At 68.2% G+C, this 19,097-nt stretch carries 14 protein-coding genes and 1 pseudogene; 2 read left to right on the top strand and 13 right to left on the bottom strand.

The features are described 5' to 3' along the window. Positions 1–34 precede the first annotated feature (34 nt). The 8 genes from NRF20_RS40805 to NRF20_RS40770 form a co-directional block, all read right to left on the bottom strand. On the bottom strand, positions 35–3,562 hold the full coding sequence (locus tag NRF20_RS40805; protein ID WP_413754199.1) for a discoidin domain-containing protein: 3,528 nt from the start codon (positions 3,560–3,562) through the stop codon (positions 35–37). 75 nt (positions 3,563–3,637) lie between these two features. Continuing rightward, a complete protein-coding gene (locus NRF20_RS40800; protein ID WP_413754198.1) occupies positions 3,638–4,699 on the bottom strand; it encodes a beta-galactosidase in 1,062 nt (353 codons plus the stop codon). Continuing rightward, positions 4,699–5,403: a beta-galactosidase gene (locus NRF20_RS40795; RefSeq protein ID WP_413754197.1), complete on the bottom strand. Its 705-nt coding sequence runs from the start codon at positions 5,401–5,403 to the stop codon at positions 4,699–4,701. Before NRF20_RS40795 ends, NRF20_RS40800 begins: the two co-directional genes overlap by 1 nt. 74 nt (positions 5,404–5,477) lie before the next feature. Continuing rightward, positions 5,478–7,124 (bottom strand): ABC transporter substrate-binding protein, encoded by a 1,647-nt coding sequence (locus tag NRF20_RS40790; protein WP_413754196.1) that lies wholly within the window; start codon positions 7,122–7,124, stop codon positions 5,478–5,480. Then, positions 7,121–8,182, bottom strand: coding sequence for an ABC transporter ATP-binding protein (locus NRF20_RS40785; protein ID WP_413754195.1), 1,062 nt, complete (start codon positions 8,180–8,182; stop codon positions 7,121–7,123). Before NRF20_RS40785 ends, NRF20_RS40790 begins: the two co-directional genes overlap by 4 nt. Continuing rightward, positions 8,179–9,243 carry an ABC transporter ATP-binding protein gene (locus NRF20_RS40780; RefSeq protein WP_413754194.1) on the bottom strand — a complete coding sequence of 355 codons (1,065 nt, stop codon included), beginning with the start codon at positions 9,241–9,243 and terminating at the stop codon, positions 8,179–8,181. The genes NRF20_RS40785 and NRF20_RS40780 overlap by 4 nt, the downstream gene beginning before the upstream one ends. Then, positions 9,240–10,160 carry an ABC transporter permease gene (locus NRF20_RS40775; protein ID WP_398629476.1) on the bottom strand — a complete coding sequence of 307 codons (921 nt, stop codon included), beginning with the start codon at positions 10,158–10,160 and terminating at the stop codon, positions 9,240–9,242. Before NRF20_RS40775 ends, NRF20_RS40780 begins: the two co-directional genes overlap by 4 nt. Then, positions 10,157–11,230, bottom strand: coding sequence for an ABC transporter permease (locus NRF20_RS40770; protein WP_413754193.1), 1,074 nt, complete (start codon positions 11,228–11,230; stop codon positions 10,157–10,159). Before NRF20_RS40770 ends, NRF20_RS40775 begins: the two co-directional genes overlap by 4 nt. Positions 11,231–11,604: 374 nt before the next feature. Here NRF20_RS40770 and NRF20_RS40765 point away from each other — a divergent pair, with 374 nt between their 5' ends. Continuing rightward, positions 11,605–12,648 (top strand): enolase C-terminal domain-like protein, encoded by a 1,044-nt coding sequence (locus NRF20_RS40765; protein ID WP_326769392.1) that lies wholly within the window; start codon positions 11,605–11,607, stop codon positions 12,646–12,648. Between the two features lie 131 nt (positions 12,649–12,779). On the opposite strand, the gene NRF20_RS40760 is transcribed toward NRF20_RS40765, so the two are convergent. Further along, complete coding sequence (locus NRF20_RS40760; RefSeq protein WP_398629478.1) at positions 12,780–13,556, bottom strand: FadR/GntR family transcriptional regulator; 777 nt, start codon at positions 13,554–13,556, stop codon at positions 12,780–12,782. 409 nt (positions 13,557–13,965) lie between these two features. Here NRF20_RS40760 and NRF20_RS40755 point away from each other — a divergent pair, with 409 nt between their 5' ends. Next, positions 13,966–15,135 carry a Gfo/Idh/MocA family protein gene (locus tag NRF20_RS40755; protein ID WP_413754192.1) on the top strand — a complete coding sequence of 390 codons (1,170 nt, stop codon included), beginning with the start codon at positions 13,966–13,968 and terminating at the stop codon, positions 15,133–15,135. Positions 15,136–15,301: 166 nt separating this feature from the next. Here NRF20_RS40755 and NRF20_RS40750 read toward each other — a convergent pair. From NRF20_RS40750 to NRF20_RS40735, 4 genes and pseudogenes are all read right to left on the bottom strand, one after another. Then, a pseudogene (locus tag NRF20_RS40750) lies at positions 15,302–15,784 on the bottom strand (aldo/keto reductase); the annotation flags it as partial. 72 nt (positions 15,785–15,856) lie between these two features. After that, complete coding sequence (locus tag NRF20_RS40745; protein ID WP_413754191.1) at positions 15,857–16,684, bottom strand: carbohydrate ABC transporter permease; 828 nt, start codon at positions 16,682–16,684, stop codon at positions 15,857–15,859. A 2-nt stretch (positions 16,685–16,686) separates the two neighbouring features. Beyond that, on the bottom strand, positions 16,687–17,685 hold the full coding sequence (locus NRF20_RS40740; RefSeq protein ID WP_398629481.1) for a carbohydrate ABC transporter permease: 999 nt from the start codon (positions 17,683–17,685) through the stop codon (positions 16,687–16,689). Further along, positions 17,685–18,977: an ABC transporter substrate-binding protein gene (locus NRF20_RS40735; RefSeq protein WP_413754190.1), complete on the bottom strand. Its 1,293-nt coding sequence runs from the start codon at positions 18,975–18,977 to the stop codon at positions 17,685–17,687. Before NRF20_RS40735 ends, NRF20_RS40740 begins: the two co-directional genes overlap by 1 nt. Positions 18,978–19,097 lie beyond the last annotated feature (120 nt).

Raw genomic sequence — 19,097 nt, 5'->3', positions numbered from 1 at the left:
CCCCTCCCCGGCCACCACAACTCTGTCCCATGGGTCAGCTCGGCGAGCCGTAGAGAATGACCTCCGCGATGCCCGCGACCGACTGCGCGCCGCCGCCGCTGACGTCGGTGATGTTGATACGGACGTACTGTGCGTGCTCGGCGGTGAAGGTCTCCGGCAACTTGTACTGGCCGCCGCGGGTCAGCTCGGGAATCGCCGTCGTCCATTCCTGCCCGTCACCGGAGACCTGCAGGTTGTACGTGTACCAACTGCTGTCCTTGCCCCAGTGGATGCGGGTACCTACCAGGTCGTGGGCAGCCGACAGCTGCACGGTCAGCGTCTGCGGCAGCGTTGCTGACGCGGCGACCCATCCTGTACCGAAGGTGATGTCGTCGTCGAGAGCCTTGGCGGGTTCAAAACCACTCTCGTGGCTGGTGGCGCTGACCTCGCTGATCCGGTCGCGGGGAATCCGTGGCCCTGGGTCGACCGGTGTGCCTCCGCCCGTGCCGCCGGGCGGAACGACCCGGAATTCGCGCATGCTCGGCCAACCGCCGTCGACCGCGGGCACGTTCACCCGCACATACCGCGCCTTGGCGGACACATTGTGGATCACTGTGGCGCTCTTGGCGGTGTTCGACTCTTTGTCCACCACCTTGGTCCAGTTCTCCGCGTCGTCCGAGGTGAGGATGGCGTAACGGTAGGTCGCCTGGTCGGACTCCCAGACGATCTGAAACTCGGAAATGTCCGATGCCTTACCGACATCGACCTGCCACCAGGCGGACCCGCTGCCGTTCGCGACCCACTTGGTGTTCGGGGTGTCATCGACGGCGTTGTCCGGGATGTTTCCTGGTTGGAAGCTCGATGCCGTGGTCGGCATGTTCAAGGCGATGTTCTGCGCGCCTTGGTCCTCCAGCGTCGAGATGTCCTTCCACTCGGGATGACGGCCGTCGGGCAGGTGCCGGCCAAAATAGGGCTCTGTCCGTACCGTGAACGCACCGGACTTCACCCCGTCGGACTTCGCGGTGATCGTGATGGCGCCCGGGTCCTTGTCCACCGCGAGCAGCGCGTATCCGATACCGGCGCCGGCCTTCTGCTTCTGTACCGCGAGGCGGGGGATGTCGTGGCCGACGAGGCTGCCCTTCCCGGTCACGGCGAGCTCGATCTCCGCGGTGGACGTCGGGACGACGGTGCCGTTCACGTCCACGACCTTGATGAACACCGGGATCAGGTCCGAGCCGTCGGCCACCGGCTGGATGCGGGTGCGCGCCCGGGCGAATCGACGGAGCGCCTCGGCCGCCGCGGCGGGGAGGGCGCTGCCGCGCTGCGCTCCGGCCTTCTTGATCAGCGCGTCGACCGTGTCGGGCCGCACGTCGTCGGCCAGTGTCGAGGCCGCCTTCGCGCCGGACGGCGAGGCGTCCCGCAGGTAGTACGCGAGCAGGTCGCGCAGTGCCTGACGGACGCCCGCGTCGTCGATCTCGATCTCGATGTGGTGCGGGGCTCCGGGGGTTTTCACGACCTGGCTGGTGACCGGCTTGCCGTCGATGTGGCCCTCGGCTCTCAGCTCGCCCTCGGCGAACGAGGGGAGGGAGAAGGTGTAGTAGGGGTTGCCGTCCTTCCCGGCGATGTGCTTGGCGGTGCCCGCGTTCTGGCTCCGGCTCTTCTCGCCGACCAGGGTGCCGTTCTGGTACAGCTTCACGTGGTCGGTGTTGCTGAAGACCATGACCTCGCGGCTGGAATTCGCCGAGTAGGTGCTGGCGATGAAGACCATGGGGCCGCCGTGATTGGGGTTCTTCGGCGACTGCATTCCCTTGAGCCAGTGGTAGCAGTACTTCGGGTACCGGTCGATGTCCACCGCCCCGGATTTCTGATACGGCGAGTTCGTGCCGTAGTCCTCGAAGACCCAGAGGAAGTAGCCGCCGATCCGGGGGTTGGCGTCCAGGCCGCCCCAGTCCCAGTACCCGGGACCGTTGAGGTACTTCTGCCGCCGCTCCACCTGCCCGACGAGGCCCGCCTCGCCACCTTCGCGGCCCGCCTGGCAGGGCCCCTCCCAGTCACCCCATTCCCGGGTGAAGAACGGCTTGTTCCGGTCGGGGTCCGAGCCGTCCGTGTTGACGACCTTGTAGTTCACGTCATAGTGCTGCTTTCCCCACAAGCCGTAGTCGCCCGCGGTGAACATCTGGTCGTTGGGCATTTCCGCGTGCGCAAGCTCGGCGACCTTCTTCGCCCACCACTCCGGGTAGTGCGTCTCGTTCAGCGAGGTTTCCCAGAGGACCACCGACGGGCGGTTGCGGTCCCGGCGGATCATCTGCACGGCGTCCGCGTAGGTGCGATTCACGAATGTCTCGTTCTCACTCCAGAACTGCCAGCCCGGCATGCAGGCGACGACGACCAGGCCGATCTCGTCGGCGGCGTCGAGAAACGCCGGGTCGTGCGGATAGTGAGCGGCACGTACCGCGTTGAAACCGCCCAGCTTCAGCCGGAGCGCCTCACGCCATTTCATCGAAGCCGGTGCGGCGTCGCCGACGTAGGCATAGTTCTGGTGGATGTTCGCGCCGCGCAGGTAGAGGCGCTCACCGTTGATGTAGAAGCCGTCCGGCCGGTATTCGATGCGGCGGATGCCGATGCGCGTGGTGAGGGAGTCCAGCACCTGGTCGCCCTGGACGACCTCGCTGACGAGCCGGTACAGGTGCGGGCTGTCCGGATGCCACAGGTCGGGGCGGAGCACCTCCAGGCTCTGCTCGAAGTCGTGCTGGGCGCCACGCGCGATCGTCGCGGTCTGGATGTCCCGGGCGACGATCTTTCCTTGTGGGTCGTAGATCGTCGACCGCAGCTTGGTGACGGCGGATGCGTCAGAGCTGTTCTCGACATTCGTCCTGGCGTTGACGACGGCCCGCTCCGCGTCGGCGTGCGGGTAGGTGACGAACACCCCGCCGCCTGCGACGCGGTCGGCCTCCAGGGGATCGGTGATGTGGATGCGGCCGGTCGTCTGCACCGTCACGTCGCGGTAGATGCCGCCGTAGGTGAGGAACCCGAGTTCTTCGCGCGGTTTGCCGGGAGGCGTCTTCGGGTCGTCGAGATTCGAGACGCGCACGGCGAGGAGATTGTCGCGGTCCCGGTGGAGCTTGTCGGTGACGTCGACGGAGAATCCGAGATAGCCGCCGTGATGCTCGACGAGCTTTTCGCCGTTGAGGTACACCACGCAGTTCGTCTGCACACCGTCGAACCGGACCGTCACTCTGCGGTCCTTGTCGCCGGAATCCATCCGGAAGTACCGGCGGTACCAGCCGATGCCGGCGAAGACGTTGTAGACGATGGGCTCTTTGCGTTCCAGCCGCATGGTGTGCGGAATCGACACACCCGCCCACTCGGAGTCGTCGAAGGACGGCTCCTGCGCGCCCTTGGCGTCCTCCCGCCAGAATGCCCAGTCGGTGCAGAGGTTGACGGTGCGCCGCCCCTCTTCCTTGCGTGCTCTCTCCGGCGATGCGGCACTCGCCGAGCCGGCAGGTACAAGCACCGCACCGGCACCGGCGAGGCCGGCTATCAGTACATTGCGGCGTCCAGGACCAAGTGGGTTCTCGCTCACGGGAATTGACCTCTTTCGTGTCGTGAGGCATGTCTGCCGCGCATGCGGTCTTCGGCGGTCCCGGTGAGTGGCGGGTCAGCCGGTGGGGCCCAGGTCCGCCGTGTCGAGGAGCTCGATCCGCTCGCCCGGCCGGTGCAGTTCGAGGATCACAAGCTCGTTGCGGCCGGCCCTCCACACCGGCGCGGGGGCGTAGAGGGTGCGCTGCGGGCCGCGGTCCCAGTAGCGGCCCAGGGCGAACCCGTTGAGCCAGATCTGGCCCTTGGTCCAGCCCGGCAGGGCGAGGAAGCCGTCGGCCGGGGCCGGGACCTCCACCTTCGCCCGGTGGAAGGCCGGGCCTTCGACGGCTTCGGCGGCCCCGAACCGCAAGGCGGTCAGATCGGTCAGCGGGAGCGGGCGGATCTCCCAGCCGAACTGGTACTGGGTGTCGATCCGGACCCCGCCGCTGATCCCCTTGCGATCCTCCAGCCAGGGGCCGTAGTTGATCCGCCCCATGTTCTCCACGAGCAGGTCGAGTTCGGCGCCCGACGCGGGGACGCTGATCGACAGCGCGTCCAACGGTCCGTCCCGCTCGAGGAGGCCGAGCGGCACACCGTCCAGGAACACCTGGGCCCGGTCGGCCAAGCCGTGCGCGCGCAGGGTCGAGTCGGGGAACGGACCACGCAGCCGGGTCCGGTAGTGGGTCAGGCCGAGTGACTGGCCCAGCGCCTCCATCGGCACCGGCGCGCGCCGGTGGTGCGGAACGGACAGCGCGTCCAGGGAGTTCAGCAGCGCCACCGCGCCGTTCGGACGTACCGTCTGCGGGGCGAGCCGGTCGGGCCGCGCGGGTGCCTCGTGTCCGATCGGACCGCGATGCCGCTCGATCACCTCGCGGAAGGCGTGGAACTTCGCGGTCAGCTCGCCCGCCTCGCCGACCGGGGCGTCGTAGTCGTAGCTCGTGCAGGTGGGCCGGTAGTGGGCCTCGTCGCGGTTGGCTCCGTTCCACCAGCCGAAGTTGGTGCCGCCGTGGCCCATGTAGAGGTTGACCGACGCGCCTCGGGACAGCATCCAGTCCAGTTCCGCGGCGGCTTCCTCCGGGTCGCGGACGTGGTGCTGCTCGCCCCAATGGTCGAACCAGCCGTGCCAGTACTCGGAGCACATCAGCGGGCCGGCTGGTGGCGGCGCAGCGTGGCGAGCGACTCCTTCGGCCGCGAGCCGAACGTCGCGGTGGCCAAGGTGCCGGGCAGGATCCCGCCGCGCAGGACGCCGTCGGTGGCACCGTCGGCGGTGAACAGAAGGCAGTCCACGCCGCGGCGTATCAAGCCCTGCCGCAGATGATCGAGGTAGGCGGTGTCGGTGCCGTAACTGCCGTACTCGTTCTCGACCTGGACGGCGACGACCGGCCCGCCCCGGCCGGCCAGCAACGGGCGCAGGACCGGGACCAGCTCGTCGAACCAGGCGTCCACGGCGGCCAGATAACGCTCCTCGGTCTGGCGCAGTCGCAGCTCGGGATCGGCGAGCAGCCAGGCCGGCAGGCCCCCGAACTCCCACTCGGCGCAGATGTAGGGGCCGGGCCGCACGATCACGTCCAGGCCCAGTTGTCCGGCGGTACTGATGAAACGGGAGATGTCGGCCGGGCCGGAGAACTCGGTCCGGTCGGGGGTCGGCTGGTGCAGGTTCCAGGCGATGTAGGTCTCGATGGTGTTGACGCCCATGGCGCGCAGGCGGCGAAGCCGGTCCTCCCACAGTTCGGGGTGGACCCGGAAGTAGTGGATGGCGGCGGAGATGATCTGGTGGGGGCGGCCGTCGCGCAGGAAGCCGTGGTCGGTCACGGTCAGCTCGGCGGCGGGGCGGAGTTGGGTCACAACTGTTCCCAGGTGGTGAGGGGGGTGGCGGTGGGGCGGGCGACGGTCTTTCAGCCGCCGGCCCCACCGGGCTTTCATGAGGCCGGACGCAGCTGCTGCAGGGTCAGCGTGGTGTCCGGACCGACGGTGGTGGATGGCGTGTACTTGGTGGTCTCGGGGGTCGGCCAGCCGGTGAAGTGGCTGGAGTTGATGTCGACGAAGGAGGCCGAGCCGCCGATCGGGATGAACGGCGCCTGCTGGGCGAGGATCGTCAGTGCCGGTCCGGCCAGTTCCTTGAGCCGGGCGGTGTCGGCGGGGTCGACGGCGGCCATCTTCTCCAGCTGGGCGTTGTAGTCCGGGTTGTTGAAGCGGCCGAAGTTGCTGGTGGTCGCCTTGCCGAGCGGGGCGTAGTAGTCACTGCTGAAGGCGTTGAGGGTGCCGAAGATGCTGCCGTCGCCGGAGGGCGGGGCGAACGCGGTCTCCATCGAGAAGTCACCGACCGGCTCCTTCTGCGTGAAGGTGGCCTCCGGCATGTTGTTGACCGTGACGTCCAGGCCGAGAACCGACTTCCACTGGTCCTTCAAGGCGGCGCCCATGTCCACCCAGTTCGCGTACGGCTGGAAGACGTTGAGCGACAACGGGTAGCTCTTGCCGTCCTTGCTGAGCTTGCCGCCCCGTACGCTCCAGCCGCCGGCGGCCAGCTCGGCGCGGGCACCGGCCGCGTCCTGCTTCAGGGTCTTGCCGGCCAGGTCGGCGGGCAGCCAGGTGGCGCCGACCTCGTTGTTCAGGCCGGACGGGTTGACCGCGGGCTGCTGCGTCCCCATCACCTTGAGCACCTTGGTCACGTCGACCGCCTTGGTCAAGGCCTGGCGGACGTGCACATCGGTGGTCGGGCCCTTCTTCGTGTTGAACAGCACGCCCTCGGACCCCAGCAGCGGATAGACCTGGTACTTGTGGTGCCCGGGGTCGCGGGCGACGAAGTTCTTCTCCGCGCCCTGCCAGGACATCGTGCTCCAGTCGAGTTGGTCCTTCAGGAGCAGGCTGCGCATGCTGGACTCCTGGGCCGCGACGACGGCGACCTTCTTGACGGCCCGGAACGAGCCGTTCCAGTAGTCCTCACGGATCTTGAGGGTGATCTGCTGCGGGCTGAAGGAGTCCAGGGTGACGGGGCCGCTGCCGACCGGCTTGAGGTTCTGGTCCGTCTTCAGGTTCCGCCCTGCCCAGATGTGTTCAGGGTAGATATTGCGGTTCTTGAAGGCGCCGAGGTCGGCGTAGCCACCCTTCGGATAGTGCACGACCACGGTCTTCTCGTCGGGTGCGTCGACCTTGGTGTAGAGCGCGCCGGTGAGGTTCAACTCCGTGTGCTTAATGGGCACTTCCAGGCTGAACTTGACGTCCTTCGCGGTGAGAGGCTTCCCGTCCGACCACTTCACTCCGGGGTGCAGACGGAAGGTGAGGGTCTTCCCGCCGTCGCCGAACTTCCAGGAGTCCGCCAGCCATGGCTGCGGCTCGGGGTTCTGGGCGTCGATCCGCAGCAACGGCTCGTAGAAGAAGGACACTCCGGCGTTGGGGTAGGCCGCGAACGGGTTCCACCCTTTCTGGAAGGCCTGTGTCGGGTGGGTGGCGAGACGCACGGTGCTCGTGGCCTTGTCCCCGGATCCGTCCGACTTCGCGGTGCTGCAGCCGGTCAGCAGACCGATGGTGGCCAGGGCCGCGGTGGCAGCGGCCGTCGAGCGCTTCATGGAAGCTCCTTCGAAGTTGTCCTGTCGAGCTCGGCCGACCGGCCGTGCTGGTGCAGCCAGCAGTGCGCCCACTGGCCGTCGGCGAAGGTGGTGCGGTCGGGAAAGGCGCGCCTGCAGTCGTCCATGGCGAACGGGCAGCGGGGGTGGAACCGGCAGCCGTCGGGCGGCGCGGTCGGGTTGGGCGGCTCCCCCGGGTCCTCGGCGTCGTCCAGGTCCTCGGCGTCCCACTGGTCTCGCAGGCCGCGTCCGGGCCGGTCGGGGTCGGGAGAGGAGTCGATCAGCAGGCGGGTGTACGGGTGCTTGGGCGACTGGATGACCGCTTCCTTCGGCCCGCCCTCGACCGTCTGCCCGGCGTACATCACCTGCACCTCGTCGCACAGGTACCGGGCGCTGGCGATGTCGTGGGTGATGTAGAGGAGGGCGAGGCCCTCCTCGTCGCGCAGCCGGGCCAGCAGGTTGAGCACGTCGAGGCGGATGGAGACGTCCAGCATGCTGATCGGCTCGTCACCCAGGAGCACGGCCGGGCGCACCGCCAGGGCCCGGGCGATGGCCACGCGCTGCAGCTGGCCGCCGGACATCTCGCTGGGACGCTTGTCGATGAACTCCTCGGCCGGAGTGAGGTTGACCCGGTTCAGCAGGTCGAGGACCTGCTCCTCCACCTCGGCGCGGGTGCGGGCGTGGCCGTGCAGGCGCAGGACGCGGCCGAGGATGTGCCGCACCCGTTTGAGGGTGTTCAGCGAGGAGAACGGGTCCTGGAAGATCAGCTGCACCTGGCGGAAGTAGCCGTTTCCGGCGGGCGGTGCCGGCTGCCCGGCCAGCTGGATCTCTCCCGCGCTGACGGGGTGGAACTGGGCCAGCATCCGGGCCAGCGTGGTCTTCCCGCTGCCGCTCTCGCCGACCAGGGCCACCACGCGGCCGCGGTGCAGCGCCACCGAGGCGTGCTCGACGGCGTGCACAGTGGTCTTGCGGCCCAGCTGGTCGCGGACGGTGAAGTGCTTGCTGACGTCGACGGCCGCGAGCACGGCAGGCTGGTCGGAGGTGGGGGCCTGCGTGGTCATGGCGCCTCCTGGGGGTCGGTGGAGTCGTGCAGCAGGCAGGCCACCTGCCGCTCGCGCTGCCCTACGACCTGGTGGAGGCGCGGCAGGGCCCGCTCGCACTCCGGCAGGCGCTTGCCGCAGCGGGGGTGGAAAGCGCAGCCGGGCGGCGGGTCGCGCAGGTCGGGTGGGCTGCCGGGGATGCCGGTCAGCGTCGTCAGCGGGGCGTGCAGCGGCGGGAAGGCGTCGCGCAGGCCGCGGGTGTAGGGGTGGAGCGGGTCCGCGTAGAGCTGCTCGGGTGCGCCGATCTCCACGATCCGACCGGCGTACATGATGGCGATCCGGTCGGCGATCTCCATCAGCAGGGACAGGTCGTGGGTCACGAAGACCACGGCGAAGCCCAGGCGGCGCTGCAGGCGGAGGATCTGGGACAGGATCAGACGTTGCATCACCACGTCGACGGCGGTGGTGGGTTCGTCCATGACGACGAGTTCGGGTTCGCAGGCCAGGGCGAGGGCGATGAGAGCGCGCTGGCGCATCCCGCCGGACAGTTCGTGCGGGTAGGAGCGGGCGCGTTCGGGGGCGATCCCCACCATGCGCAGCAGCTGGCCGGTCCGCTCGGCCACCTCGTCCCGGGTGAGGCCGGGCTCGTGCTCGGTCATCACGTCGGCGAACTGCGCGTCGAGCCGCATGACCGGGTTGAACGCGGCCATCGCGCTCTGCAGCACGATCGACAGGTCGGTCCAGCGCAGGGTGCGCAGCCGGCGTTCGTCCAAGGTGACGAGGTCGAGGACCTGGCCGTCGCGGGCGTGGTAGCGGATCTCGCCGCCGGTGGTCAGCGCGGGCAGCCGTTGGAGTCTGGTCAGGGCGGTGATCAGGCTGCTCTTCCCGGAGCCGGACTCCCCCGCCAGGCCGAGGATCTCGCCGCGGCGCAGGGTGAAGGACACCTCGTTGCAGGCCTGTACGGCCCCGCGCTCGGTGACGTACTCCACGGTCAGCCGCGCCACGTCGAGGAGTTGCTCGCCGCGCGGGGCCGTGGGCGGTGTGACCACCGAGCGTGCCGTGTCGACAGGACGGGCGGTCATGAGGCCACCTCCACGGGGGTCGTACGGTTCTGGCGTGCGGCCAGGTGGGCACGGGCGCGCCGGATCGCGGAGCGGTTGCTGTGCCGCAGCACCGGGTTGCCGATCTCGTCGAGGCCGAAGTTGATCAGTGCGGTGGCCGTCCCGAGCAGCGCGATGAACAGGCCGGGCGGCGCGAACCACCACCACATGCCGCGCACCACGCCCTCCTGCTGCTGAGCGGAGGCGATCATGGTTCCCCAGGTGACGGTGTCGCCTGCGCCGATGCCGAGGAAGCGCAGCCCGGCCTCGGCGAACACCCCGGTCACCACGGCCCGCAGGAAGAGCGAGGAGAGGAGGCCGGTCAGGTGCGGCATGATCTCCACGAGCACCATCCGCCGGTGGCTCTCGCCGACCATGCGCAGGGCGTGCACGAAGTCGCGCCCGCGCAGCGAGAGGGTCTGGGAGCGCAGGTAGCGGGCGCAGCCCGGCCACTCGAACAGGCCGATCAGCAGGGCGATGGCCACCGCACCGACGTTGGACATGTATCCGGCCACGATCAGCATCAGCGGGAAGCTGGGCAGGGTGGCGAAGATGTTGGTGACCGCGGTGAGCAGCTGGTCGGTGCGCCCTCCGACGAAGCCGCCGGTCACACCGATGAGGGCGGCCGCCACGACGGCGAGGACGCCGGAGAGCAGGCCCACCTCGACCGACCCCCGGCACCCGGCTATCAGTTGAGCCAGCACGTCCTGGCCGGAGGTGGTGGTGCCGAGCAGATGGTCGCCGCCGGGTGCCACCCCCAGGGCGTCGTAGTCGATCCGGTGCGGATCGGTGCCCAGGACCGAACTCACCAGCCACGGGCCGACGAGCGCGACGAGCAGGAATCCGCCGAAGACCGCAAGCCCGATCCGTACCTTGCCATGGGTCAGGAACTGCCTCATCGTTCCTCCCGGGTGCGCGGGTCGAGCAGCACATAGGTCGAGTCGGCGACCAGGTTGGCGGCCAGCACACCCAGGGTGATCAGCAGGAAGATCGTCTGCATCAACGGGTAGTCGTGGCTGCTGACGGCCTCGAACAGTACGTAGCCCAGGCCGGGGTAGGTGAAGACGATCTCGGCGACGACGACGCCGCCGAAGATGCTGCCGAGGGCCAGGGCGAGGCCGCTGACGTTCGGCAGGAGCGCGTTGCGTGCGGCGTAGCGCAGCATGACCCGGCGTGGGCGCAGCCCCTTGGCGCGGGCGAGCAGCACGTAGTCCTCGCCGACGGTGGTGGCCATGACGTTGCGCATGGCGAACATCCAGCCGTTGACCCCGATGAAGATCAGCGTGAACGCCGGCAGCGCGCCGTAGCGCAGCACGCTGAGCAGGAACCACAGATTGTTCAGCTGGAACGGGACGTCCGGGTCGTAGCCGCCGGAGATCGGGAACCAGCCGAGGGTGAAGCCGAAGACGTAGACCGCCAGGAGCGCCAGCCAGAACGGCGGAAGCGCGTAGAAGAAGGCAGTGAGCGGGGTCAGCACCGAGTCGGCCCGGCCGCCGGGCTTCCACCCGACGAAGGCGCCCAGCAAAGTGCCGAGGAGCCAGCCGATCACCGTGGTGGTGCCGGCAAGGAGCACGGTCCACGGCAGCGCGTCGAGCACGATGCCGGACACCGGAGTCGGGTAGTGGCTCACCGAGAGTCCGAAGTCGAGGTGCGCCAGGCTCTGCCAGTAGTCGAGGTACTGCTGGAGAAGGTTGCGCGTCGGGTCGCCGTAGAACATCCGCACCGCGTGCACGGCCGCCGCATTCGGCGTGGTGCCGGTGGTCTGCTGAAGGTGATTCAGCAGCGTGACGGCGGGGTCGCCCGGCATGAAGCGCGGGATCAGGAAGTTCAGCGTGATGGCGGCCCATGCGGTCACCAGGTAGAACCCCAGGCGGCGCAGCACGAAGGTCAAGCCCGAGCGTGCCCCGGAGTGCGGGCGGCGGTGTTTGGCGAGTGGCGCCGGCACGGGCGCGGCTCGTGTCGCAGCCATCCCCGCTCCTTTCGTCGGTGGTGCAGTGGTGGAACCGGTCCGCGCGCGCGTCGTACAGAACGTGGGCGATCAGCGGGTTTCTTGTGCCCCGGTCGAACCGGGTACTCGGTCACAGGCACATGGCACACAAGGCATAGATCTGATACATGCCAGGCGGCACTCATCAAGGGGCATTCCCGCGACGACGGCCACGACCGGGCAACCCCACCGGGGTGGGGAAAAGTCTGGGGTTACACGATCCTGGCGTCAAGAGTTTGGATGTGATTCACTGACCACCGATCAGGATATGTATCCGAAACATACAGCGGGGCTGAGGCGAGAGCGCGCGACGAAACCCCTCCTGAATCCCGAACCTCCAGCCGTGAAGGACATCCATGCGAATCACCGATGTGACTGTGGAACTGGTCGACCTGCCCGCTCAGCCGTCCTTCCGGTGGCGGGCCGGGCTTCCGGGCTCGGAGCCCGCGGTGGTGGGCGGAGTCCTGCGCGTCCACACCGACGAGGGCCTCGTGGGCGAGGCGCACACCAGGCGCGGGCTGATCGTCTCCGACCTGGTGGACCGTCGTATCCGCGCGGACCTGACCGGCCGCGACCCGTTGATGCGTGAGCTGCTGTGGCAACGGCTGTGGGAGCTGGACCGCATCGAGGAGCTTCCGATCTACGCGCTCGGCCTGGTCGACGTGGCGCTGTGGGACCTGGCGGGCAAGGCGGCCGGGCAACCGGTCCACCGGTTGCTGGGCCCGTACCGCGAGGCCGTTCCCGCCTACGCGAGCACGGTCACCTTCGACACCACCGAGGAGTACCTCGAAGTGGCCGACCAGTGCCTGGAGTTGGGCTACGCCGCCATCAAGCTGCACGGCTGGGGCGACCCGAAGGCGGACGCGGAGCTGTGCCAGAAGCTGCGGTCGCACGTCGGTGACGACGTGCCGCTGATGTACGACGGCTCGGCCGGGTTCGACCTCGCCGACTCGGTCTACGTCGGCCGTGCGCTGTCCGAGGCCGGCTACCTCTGGTACGAGGAGCCGATGCGCGAATTCAGCGTGACCGCCTACCGCTGGCTGGCCGAGCGGGTCGAGGTCCCACTCCTGGTCGCGGAGACCTCCGACGGTGCACACCTGAACGTCGGCGACTTCATCGCCGCAGGCACGGCAGGCCGGGTCAGGACGAGCGCGCAGTACAAGGGCGGGATCACCGGGGCGCTGCGCATCGCGCACCTCGCCGACAGCTACCAGCTACGGGCCGAGGTGCACGGCAGCGGAGTGGTCAACGCCCATCTGTGCATGGCGATACCCAACACCACGTATTACGAGTCCCTGGTGTACACCAACCCCGTGGTACGCGAGCCCGCCGTCGGCGCCGACGGTCTGGTCCGCGCTCCGTCGGTTCCCGGCATCGGGTTCGACGCGCCGGGCTGGTGACGCATGCGCGAGCGATCGCCGTAGGCGACAACAGGGGGCGGGCGCAGTTGCGCCCGCCCCCTGTTGTCGCCAGGCCGTCTTGCGTCAGAGGCGGTACCCCGGGAGGCCGTGTACGACTGGAGACCTGCGGTTCAGGGGGACTCGTCGCCGGGTACGACACGGCGCCAGATCTCCTGCTGGAACTGCTGGGCGGTCATGTCGATGTGTTCGGCCATCAGCGCTTCGGCACGGTCGGTCTCCCCGGCGGCGATGGCCTCGGCGATGGCCTCGTGCTGTTCGGCGGCCACGTGCAGGGATCCGCCTGCGATACCGGCCAGCCCTATCGTCGTGACCTGCCGCTGCAGGCGCCGCATGGCGTCGACGGTCGAGGCGAAGAACATGTTGGCGGCAGCGGCCGCGATGCTGGTGTGGAAGGCCTCGTCGGCGAGCGTGAAGGCGTCGATGTCACCCTGCTGGGCCGCCTGCGTGGACTGCTGCGCGGCTTCGCGTACCACCTTGACCTGCGCGGGAGTGGCGCGCTGCGAAGCCAGGTTGGCCGTGGTGGTCTCCAAATGGCGGCGGAACTCGAAGAGTTCGTCCACCTGTCGCAGGTCCGCGGGCAGGAAGTTGGCGAGTGACTGCTGCCAGGAGGACTGCTCCGGCTCGGCCACATAGATGCCGCGGCCCTTCTGCACGGACAGCCGCCCCAAGGCGGAGAGGATCTTCACCGCCTCCCGCACCACGGTCCGGCTCATCTGTACCTCTTCGGCCAGATCCTTCTCCGTGGGCAGCCGGTCACCGGGCTGCAGCCCCTCCCGCACGACGTACTCGAGGACGCGCTCGGCTGCGACCTCGTACCCGGGTCGGTACCCGCTCCCCGTGCCCGTCGGCACGGGCGCAGGCGCGGCGCTCTTCTCTGAGTGGGTCAACAGCTCTCCCTCACTTCCCTCTTGATGCATCAGCGCGCCAGGCCGGGCCTTCGTCGCCGGTTACATATTTCCTATACATCAAGCAACTCGGCCCCAGTGAATCACACCCAAACACTTGACGCCAGGATTCGGCGACCACAGACTCGACCAGTCTCCCGCTCCCGCAACCTGGAACGGCTGCCCGCAGGGTTGATGCAACCCTGCCCGCGAATCCGAAATATATCTGATTTATACTCTCCTTGCCGTCGCGTAAATGGGATGCCTCCCTCCGCCTCCATCGGTGTTCAGCCCCTCTCGCCGGCACACCGCGGCCATGGCTGATCCACCGTTCCGACTACGGCCTTCTTCCTGCCTCACCCCCCCATTGCGGCAACCGTAGCTCCTCCAAATCCCTTGAAAGGACAGCGCGTTGGACGACATCAGGCTCGGCGTCATCGGCCTGGGCAATCGCAGCGATCTGGTCGACCTGGTTCATCGGCCGGGCTCGGGCTCCGTGGTGGCCGCCGCCTGCGACCGCGATCTGCGGATGCTCGCGCTCGCCGAGAAGCGCTTCGGCGAGCGGGTGAGGTCTGCCGCGGACCACCACGAACTGCTCGACGCGGGACTCGACGGCGTGTTCGTACTGACTCCCGACCACACGCACGAGCAGGTCGGCCTGGACTTCCTCGCGGCCGGTGTGCCGGTGTTCCTGGACAAGCCGATGGCCATCACCGTTGAGAGCTGCGACCGACTGCTCGCGGCGGCCCGCGCCTACCGCACCCCTCTGTACGTAGGCCACAACATGCGGCACATGCCGGTCGTGGTGGCCATGCGCGAGCTGATCGACAGCGGGGCCATCGGCGAGGTGAAGGCCGTCTGGTGCCGCCACTTCGTCGGCCATGGCGGCGATTTCTACTTCAAGGACTGGCACGCGGACCGGCGCAACACCACCGGTCTGCTGCTGCAGAAGGGAGCCCACGACATCGATGTCATCCACTGGCTGGCCGGTGGCTACACCCGGCGCGTGAACGCCATGGGCGGACTGACCGTCTACGGAGACATCTCTTCGCGCCGCGACCGCAGCGGGGAGCGGATGACCGACTGGCTGTCGGCGGACAACTGGCCGCCGCTCAGCCTCACCGGTCTGCACCCGGTGGTGGACGTGGAGGACCTGAGCATGATGCAGATGCAGCTGGGCAACGGCGTGTTCGCCAGCTATCAGCAGTGCCACTACACACCGGACTACTGGCGCAACTACACGGTGATCGGCACCGAGGGGCGCCTGGAGAACTTCGGCGACTCCGAAGGCACGCAGGTGCGGGTGTGGAACCGCCGCTCCGACTACCGCGCCGAGGCCGATCTGGTGGTCCCCGTGCCCACGCCGACCGGCACCCACGGTGGTGCCGATCCGCTCCTGGCCGCGGAGTTCCTGCGGTTCGTACGGGAGGGCGGGGCCACCGTCACCTCTCCGGTGGCGGCCCGGGAGGCGGTGGCCGCGGGCTACGCGGCCACCATGTCGCTGCGGGACGGAGGAAGAGCCGTCGAAGTGGTTCCTCTGCAGGCGGACTTGGCCGCGTACTTCGCACACGGCCAGAGGTGAGACCGGTGGCTCCGGTCCGGAAAGGGAGACGGACCGGAGCCACCCGGCCGGGTGGCGGCTCAGCCTGTCGGGCCTGCCCCGCGCCCCGGGCGCACCGATCCCACGAATGACCGGCGTGGGCCCGCGCCAGAACCTCAGGACCAGCTCAGAGGTGGTAGACCCGCGAGGCCGTGCCGCCGAGGACCGGCTCCAGGGCCGCCGCCCGCAGCGGGACCTCGAAGCTCTCGCACAAGGTCCGGAGCGCCAGGGCACGTTCCGGCATGCGCAGGGGCGCGGGGGCGTAGTCGAAGGCTGCGCCGGGCCTGGGGTCAACCAGGAGGCCCGAGTCGAACACCCCGCCCACCAGCACGGACACCCCACGCCGTGCGGCCTGCGGCAGGAGTGAGGTCAGCCCGCTCTGGTCGAGGAGGGAGTAGCGGCCGGCCGGCAGGACCACGTCGATGTCGGTGTCGCGGATGAACCGTGTCGGCAGCTCGGTCTCGTTCATGCCGACGCCGATCGCGCCGACCGTGCCTCCGCGCGCATCCGTTCCGGCTCGGGGTAGGCGCAGTCGAGGGCCTGCCGCTCGTGCTGGTCCGGGTCGTGCAGGTAGACGATGTCCACCCGGGTCGAGGCCGATCCGGGTCAGGCTCTCCTCGACGGCGGTGCGGGTCGGATAGTTGGGGATATGACACGGGGCGGGGGCTGCCTTGCAGCCCCCGCCCCGGTGTCGGCCGGCCGGTCAGCCCTTCGTCGCTCCACCGGTGAGGCCCTTGACGAACTGCTTCTGGAAGGCCAGGTAGAACACGAGGATGGGCAGCGTCGCCAGGAGCATGAGGGCGAAGACCGAGCCGAAGTCTGCCTGATGTTCGCCGATGGCCCGGTAGATTCCGACGGTCACCGTGGTACCGGAGGCCGGGCCCAGGATGATCAGCGGGTTGAGGAAGTCGTTCCAGATCCACACACCGAGGAAGATCAGCACACTGGCCGACGCCGGTCGCATCAGCGGGAAGACCACCTGCCAGAATGCGCGGAACGCACCGGCGCCGTCGATGGCCGCCGCCTCCTCGACCTCACGCGGGATCGTCTTGACGAAGCCGGCGAAGACGAAGGCGCCGAACGGCATGTAGTAGCCGACGTACGCCAGGATCAGGCCGGGCACCGTACTCATCAGGCCAAGTCCCCTGAGTACGTCGGTGATCGGGGTGAGGATGACCGCCGGCGGCACCATGAGGCCGCACAGCAGCGCGACCATGGCGACCTTGGCCAGGGCGCCGGTCGCCCGCGCCAGATAATGGCCGAGCATGGCGGAGATCGCGGTGGTGATGAGGATGGAGATCACGGTGACCTCCGTGCTGTTGACCAACCCGTACCAGAAGAGGTGGTCGGGCCGGGACAGCACGCTGTGGATGTTGTCCATGGTCGGTGGGACCGGCAGACCCACCGGGTTCGACACGATCGCCGAACCGTCCTTGAACACATTGGCCAGCACGAGGTAGATCGGCAGGAAGAACAAGAGGCCGGCGAGGAGCGCGACAGCCGGACGGAGCCAAGCCCTGGATGGGTTCATGATCAGGAAGACACCTCGCGTTTCTGCAGGAGGCCGAGCGCGATCACCGACACAGCCGCGACCAGGACCAGCATCGCGACAGCCATGGCGGAGGCGTAGCCGACGTGGTTGCCGTTGAAGGCGGTCTGGACCACCTGGAAAGCGAGGGTGGATGTGGTGCCGGGTCCCGGGCCTCCGTTGGTGAGGACCTGGACCTGGTCGTAGGCCTTGAAGCCGCCGATCAGTGACATCACCGTATTGATCGTGACGGCGGGCGCCAGCATCGGCCAGGTGACATGGCGGAACCGCATCACCGGTCCGCAGCCGTCGATCGCCGCCGCTTCGTGCAACTCCTGGGGGATTCCCTGGAGTCCGGCCAGGTAGATCACGACGCAGAAGCCGAGTCCCTGCCAGGCGATGACCCACGAGACCGTGTACAGGGCGAGGCTCGGGTCGGAGAGCCACCCCGGCGGGTCGCTCACCCCCACCTCACGCAGCATGGAGTTGAGCAGTCCGTCGTCGACGAGGATCGCCTGCCAGATGACGCTGACCACCACGGCACTGAGGACGACCGGGACGAAGAACACGCTGCGCAGGACGTTGTACAGCCAGCCGCGTCGATCGAGGAGCATGGCGATGGCCAGCCCGCCGGCGTTGGTCACGAGGGTGACGATGACGGTGACGAGGACAGTGTTGCCCAGCGCTTTGAGGAATTCGTCGTCGGAGGCGAGGCTGGTCAGGTTGTCCAGGCCCACCCAACGAGTCGGTGGATTGAAGGGGTTCTTGTTCGTGAGGCTGTAACCGGTCGTGATGCCGATGGGTACGAGCACCAGAGCCAGATAGACCAGCAGACCCGGCGCCGCGAAGACGGCGAAGCGGCTCGCGCCGTGTCGTGAGCGTGCGCGTCGGGGGCGTTGCGACGACCGCTTCGCGACAGCGCGAGACCGCCGCTCCTGCGGTACGTCCGGTTCTCCGTCCGTGGCCGGGGAACGTTCCGGTCGGGTGAGGGTGCGGATACGCATCAGCGGGTGGCCTTGTCCCACTGGGTATCCATGTAGGCACCGAATTGAGTGGCTGTCATACGGCCACTGAGCAGTTTCTGCATGCCGATCGCGGCCTTGTCGGCCAGGCCCGGCGGCAGGGACCCGTCGCCGGTCTCCTGGGAGAACGAGTTGACGACTCCATCGGACTTCTGAGCCCGCCGATATGCAGCCACCGTCTCTTCGTACACGGGCCCCATGTTGGCCGGTGGTGTGTAGCCCTTGATGTCGATGATGAGCCCGTCGGCCTTGACGGCGGCATCGAGGTTCTTCTCGTCCTCCATGAACGCCTTGGCCCACTTCTTGGCCAGTGCCACGTCCGGTGCCTTCGAACTCACCGTCATCCCGCCTCCAGTGACGCCGGGCAGCGCCGGCGCTCCCTGATCGGTGGGCCACGCGAAGACACCCGTGTCGAAGCCCGGCTCTTTCGCGTCGGCGGAGGCGGAGAACCAGCTGCCCATCGGGTACATGGCGCCCTTGCCGTCACGGAAAGCCTGCTCGGTGTCCGCGTAGGAGCGGGAAAGTCCGGCCCGGTCCATGTAGCCCTTCTTCGCGAGGTCGGCGACCTTCCCCGCGGCGGTCACGAACGCCCGGTCGGTGAACTTGACCTTGCCGGCGTCGCGTTGGGACAGCCAGTCCGGCGTCTTTTTGTAGACGTCGGTCGCCACGGTGCAGATCAGCGGGAACATGTCGGCCCACGAGTCCTTGCCACCACCGCCGACCACCATCGGGTTGATTCCCTGGGCCTTCAACTTGGCGCTGTTATCAAGCAGTTCACCGTAGGTGCGGGGCGGGGCCTTGATGCCGGCCTTCGCGAAGTCGCTCTTGTTGTAGTAGACGAGCGTCGTCTGGGCGGCATAGGGCAGTTGGTAGACCTTGCCGTCGTACGTGTTGGCGTGCGGCTCGGCGTACTTCGCGAGCTCCTTGTCCGACCATGGCGCCAGCTTGCCCGACTCGGCGAATCCGGCAGGGTTCAAGCCGATCACGACGTCCGGGAACTGGCCCGTACTGTCCAGCTGCTTCGCGTATCCGGTGCGGTCGGCGCTGGGCGAGACAAGCTTCTTGATGGTTACTCCGGGAACCTTCACCGAGGCACGGGCGATCGCCGCATCCCAGTACTTCGCATCGAGGTTGGGCGTTTCGAAAGTGAGGAAGGTCAGGGTCACCTTGTCGCCCGATGACGCACTCCCACCGGTTCCGCCCGCCGTGCATCCGGTCAGGACCACTGCACCCGCGAGAGCGGCGACCCTCAGGAGTGTCCGATTGCGTGTCATGTGCCTCTTCCCTTACCCACCGAATGCGTCACATGGTTCAGACTCTTTCGAGCCCTACTGCGCTCAGGGCAGCTGCTCTCCTCAACCGCTCCCCCGTCTAAAACGCTCTGAGTATCGAAG

The sequence above is a fragment of the Streptomyces sp. R-74717 genome (genome assembly GCF_047305335.1).
GTDB lineage: Bacteria > Actinomycetota > Actinomycetes > Streptomycetales > Streptomycetaceae > Streptomyces > Streptomyces atratus.
This window is presented reverse-complemented; position numbering and strand designations above follow the sequence as displayed.

Bases quoted from the DNA above. Each gene is read 5' to 3' on its own strand.
- NRF20_RS40745 (WP_413754191.1), bottom strand. From the start codon at position 16,684: ATGAACCCATCCAGGGCTTGGCTCCGTCCGGCTGTCGCGCTCCTCGCC.
- NRF20_RS40770 (WP_413754193.1), bottom strand. From the start codon at position 11,230: ATGGCTGCGACACGAGCCGCGCCCGTGCCGGCGCCACTCGCCAAACAC.
- NRF20_RS40800 (WP_413754198.1), bottom strand. From the start codon at position 4,699: ATGTGCTCCGAGTACTGGCACGGCTGGTTCGACCATTGGGGCGAGCAG.
- NRF20_RS40765 (WP_326769392.1), top strand. From the start codon at position 11,605: ATGCGAATCACCGATGTGACTGTGGAACTGGTCGACCTGCCCGCTCAG.
- NRF20_RS40785 (WP_413754195.1), bottom strand. From the start codon at position 8,182: ATGACCACGCAGGCCCCCACCTCCGACCAGCCTGCCGTGCTCGCGGCC.
- NRF20_RS40780 (WP_413754194.1), bottom strand. From the start codon at position 9,243: ATGACCGCCCGTCCTGTCGACACGGCACGCTCGGTGGTCACACCGCCC.
- NRF20_RS40775 (WP_398629476.1), bottom strand. From the start codon at position 10,160: ATGAGGCAGTTCCTGACCCATGGCAAGGTACGGATCGGGCTTGCGGTC.
- NRF20_RS40790 (WP_413754196.1), bottom strand. From the start codon at position 7,124: ATGAAGCGCTCGACGGCCGCTGCCACCGCGGCCCTGGCCACCATCGGT.
- NRF20_RS40735 (WP_413754190.1), bottom strand. From the start codon at position 18,977: ATGACACGCAATCGGACACTCCTGAGGGTCGCCGCTCTCGCGGGTGCA.
- NRF20_RS40740 (WP_398629481.1), bottom strand. From the start codon at position 17,685: ATGCGTATCCGCACCCTCACCCGACCGGAACGTTCCCCGGCCACGGAC.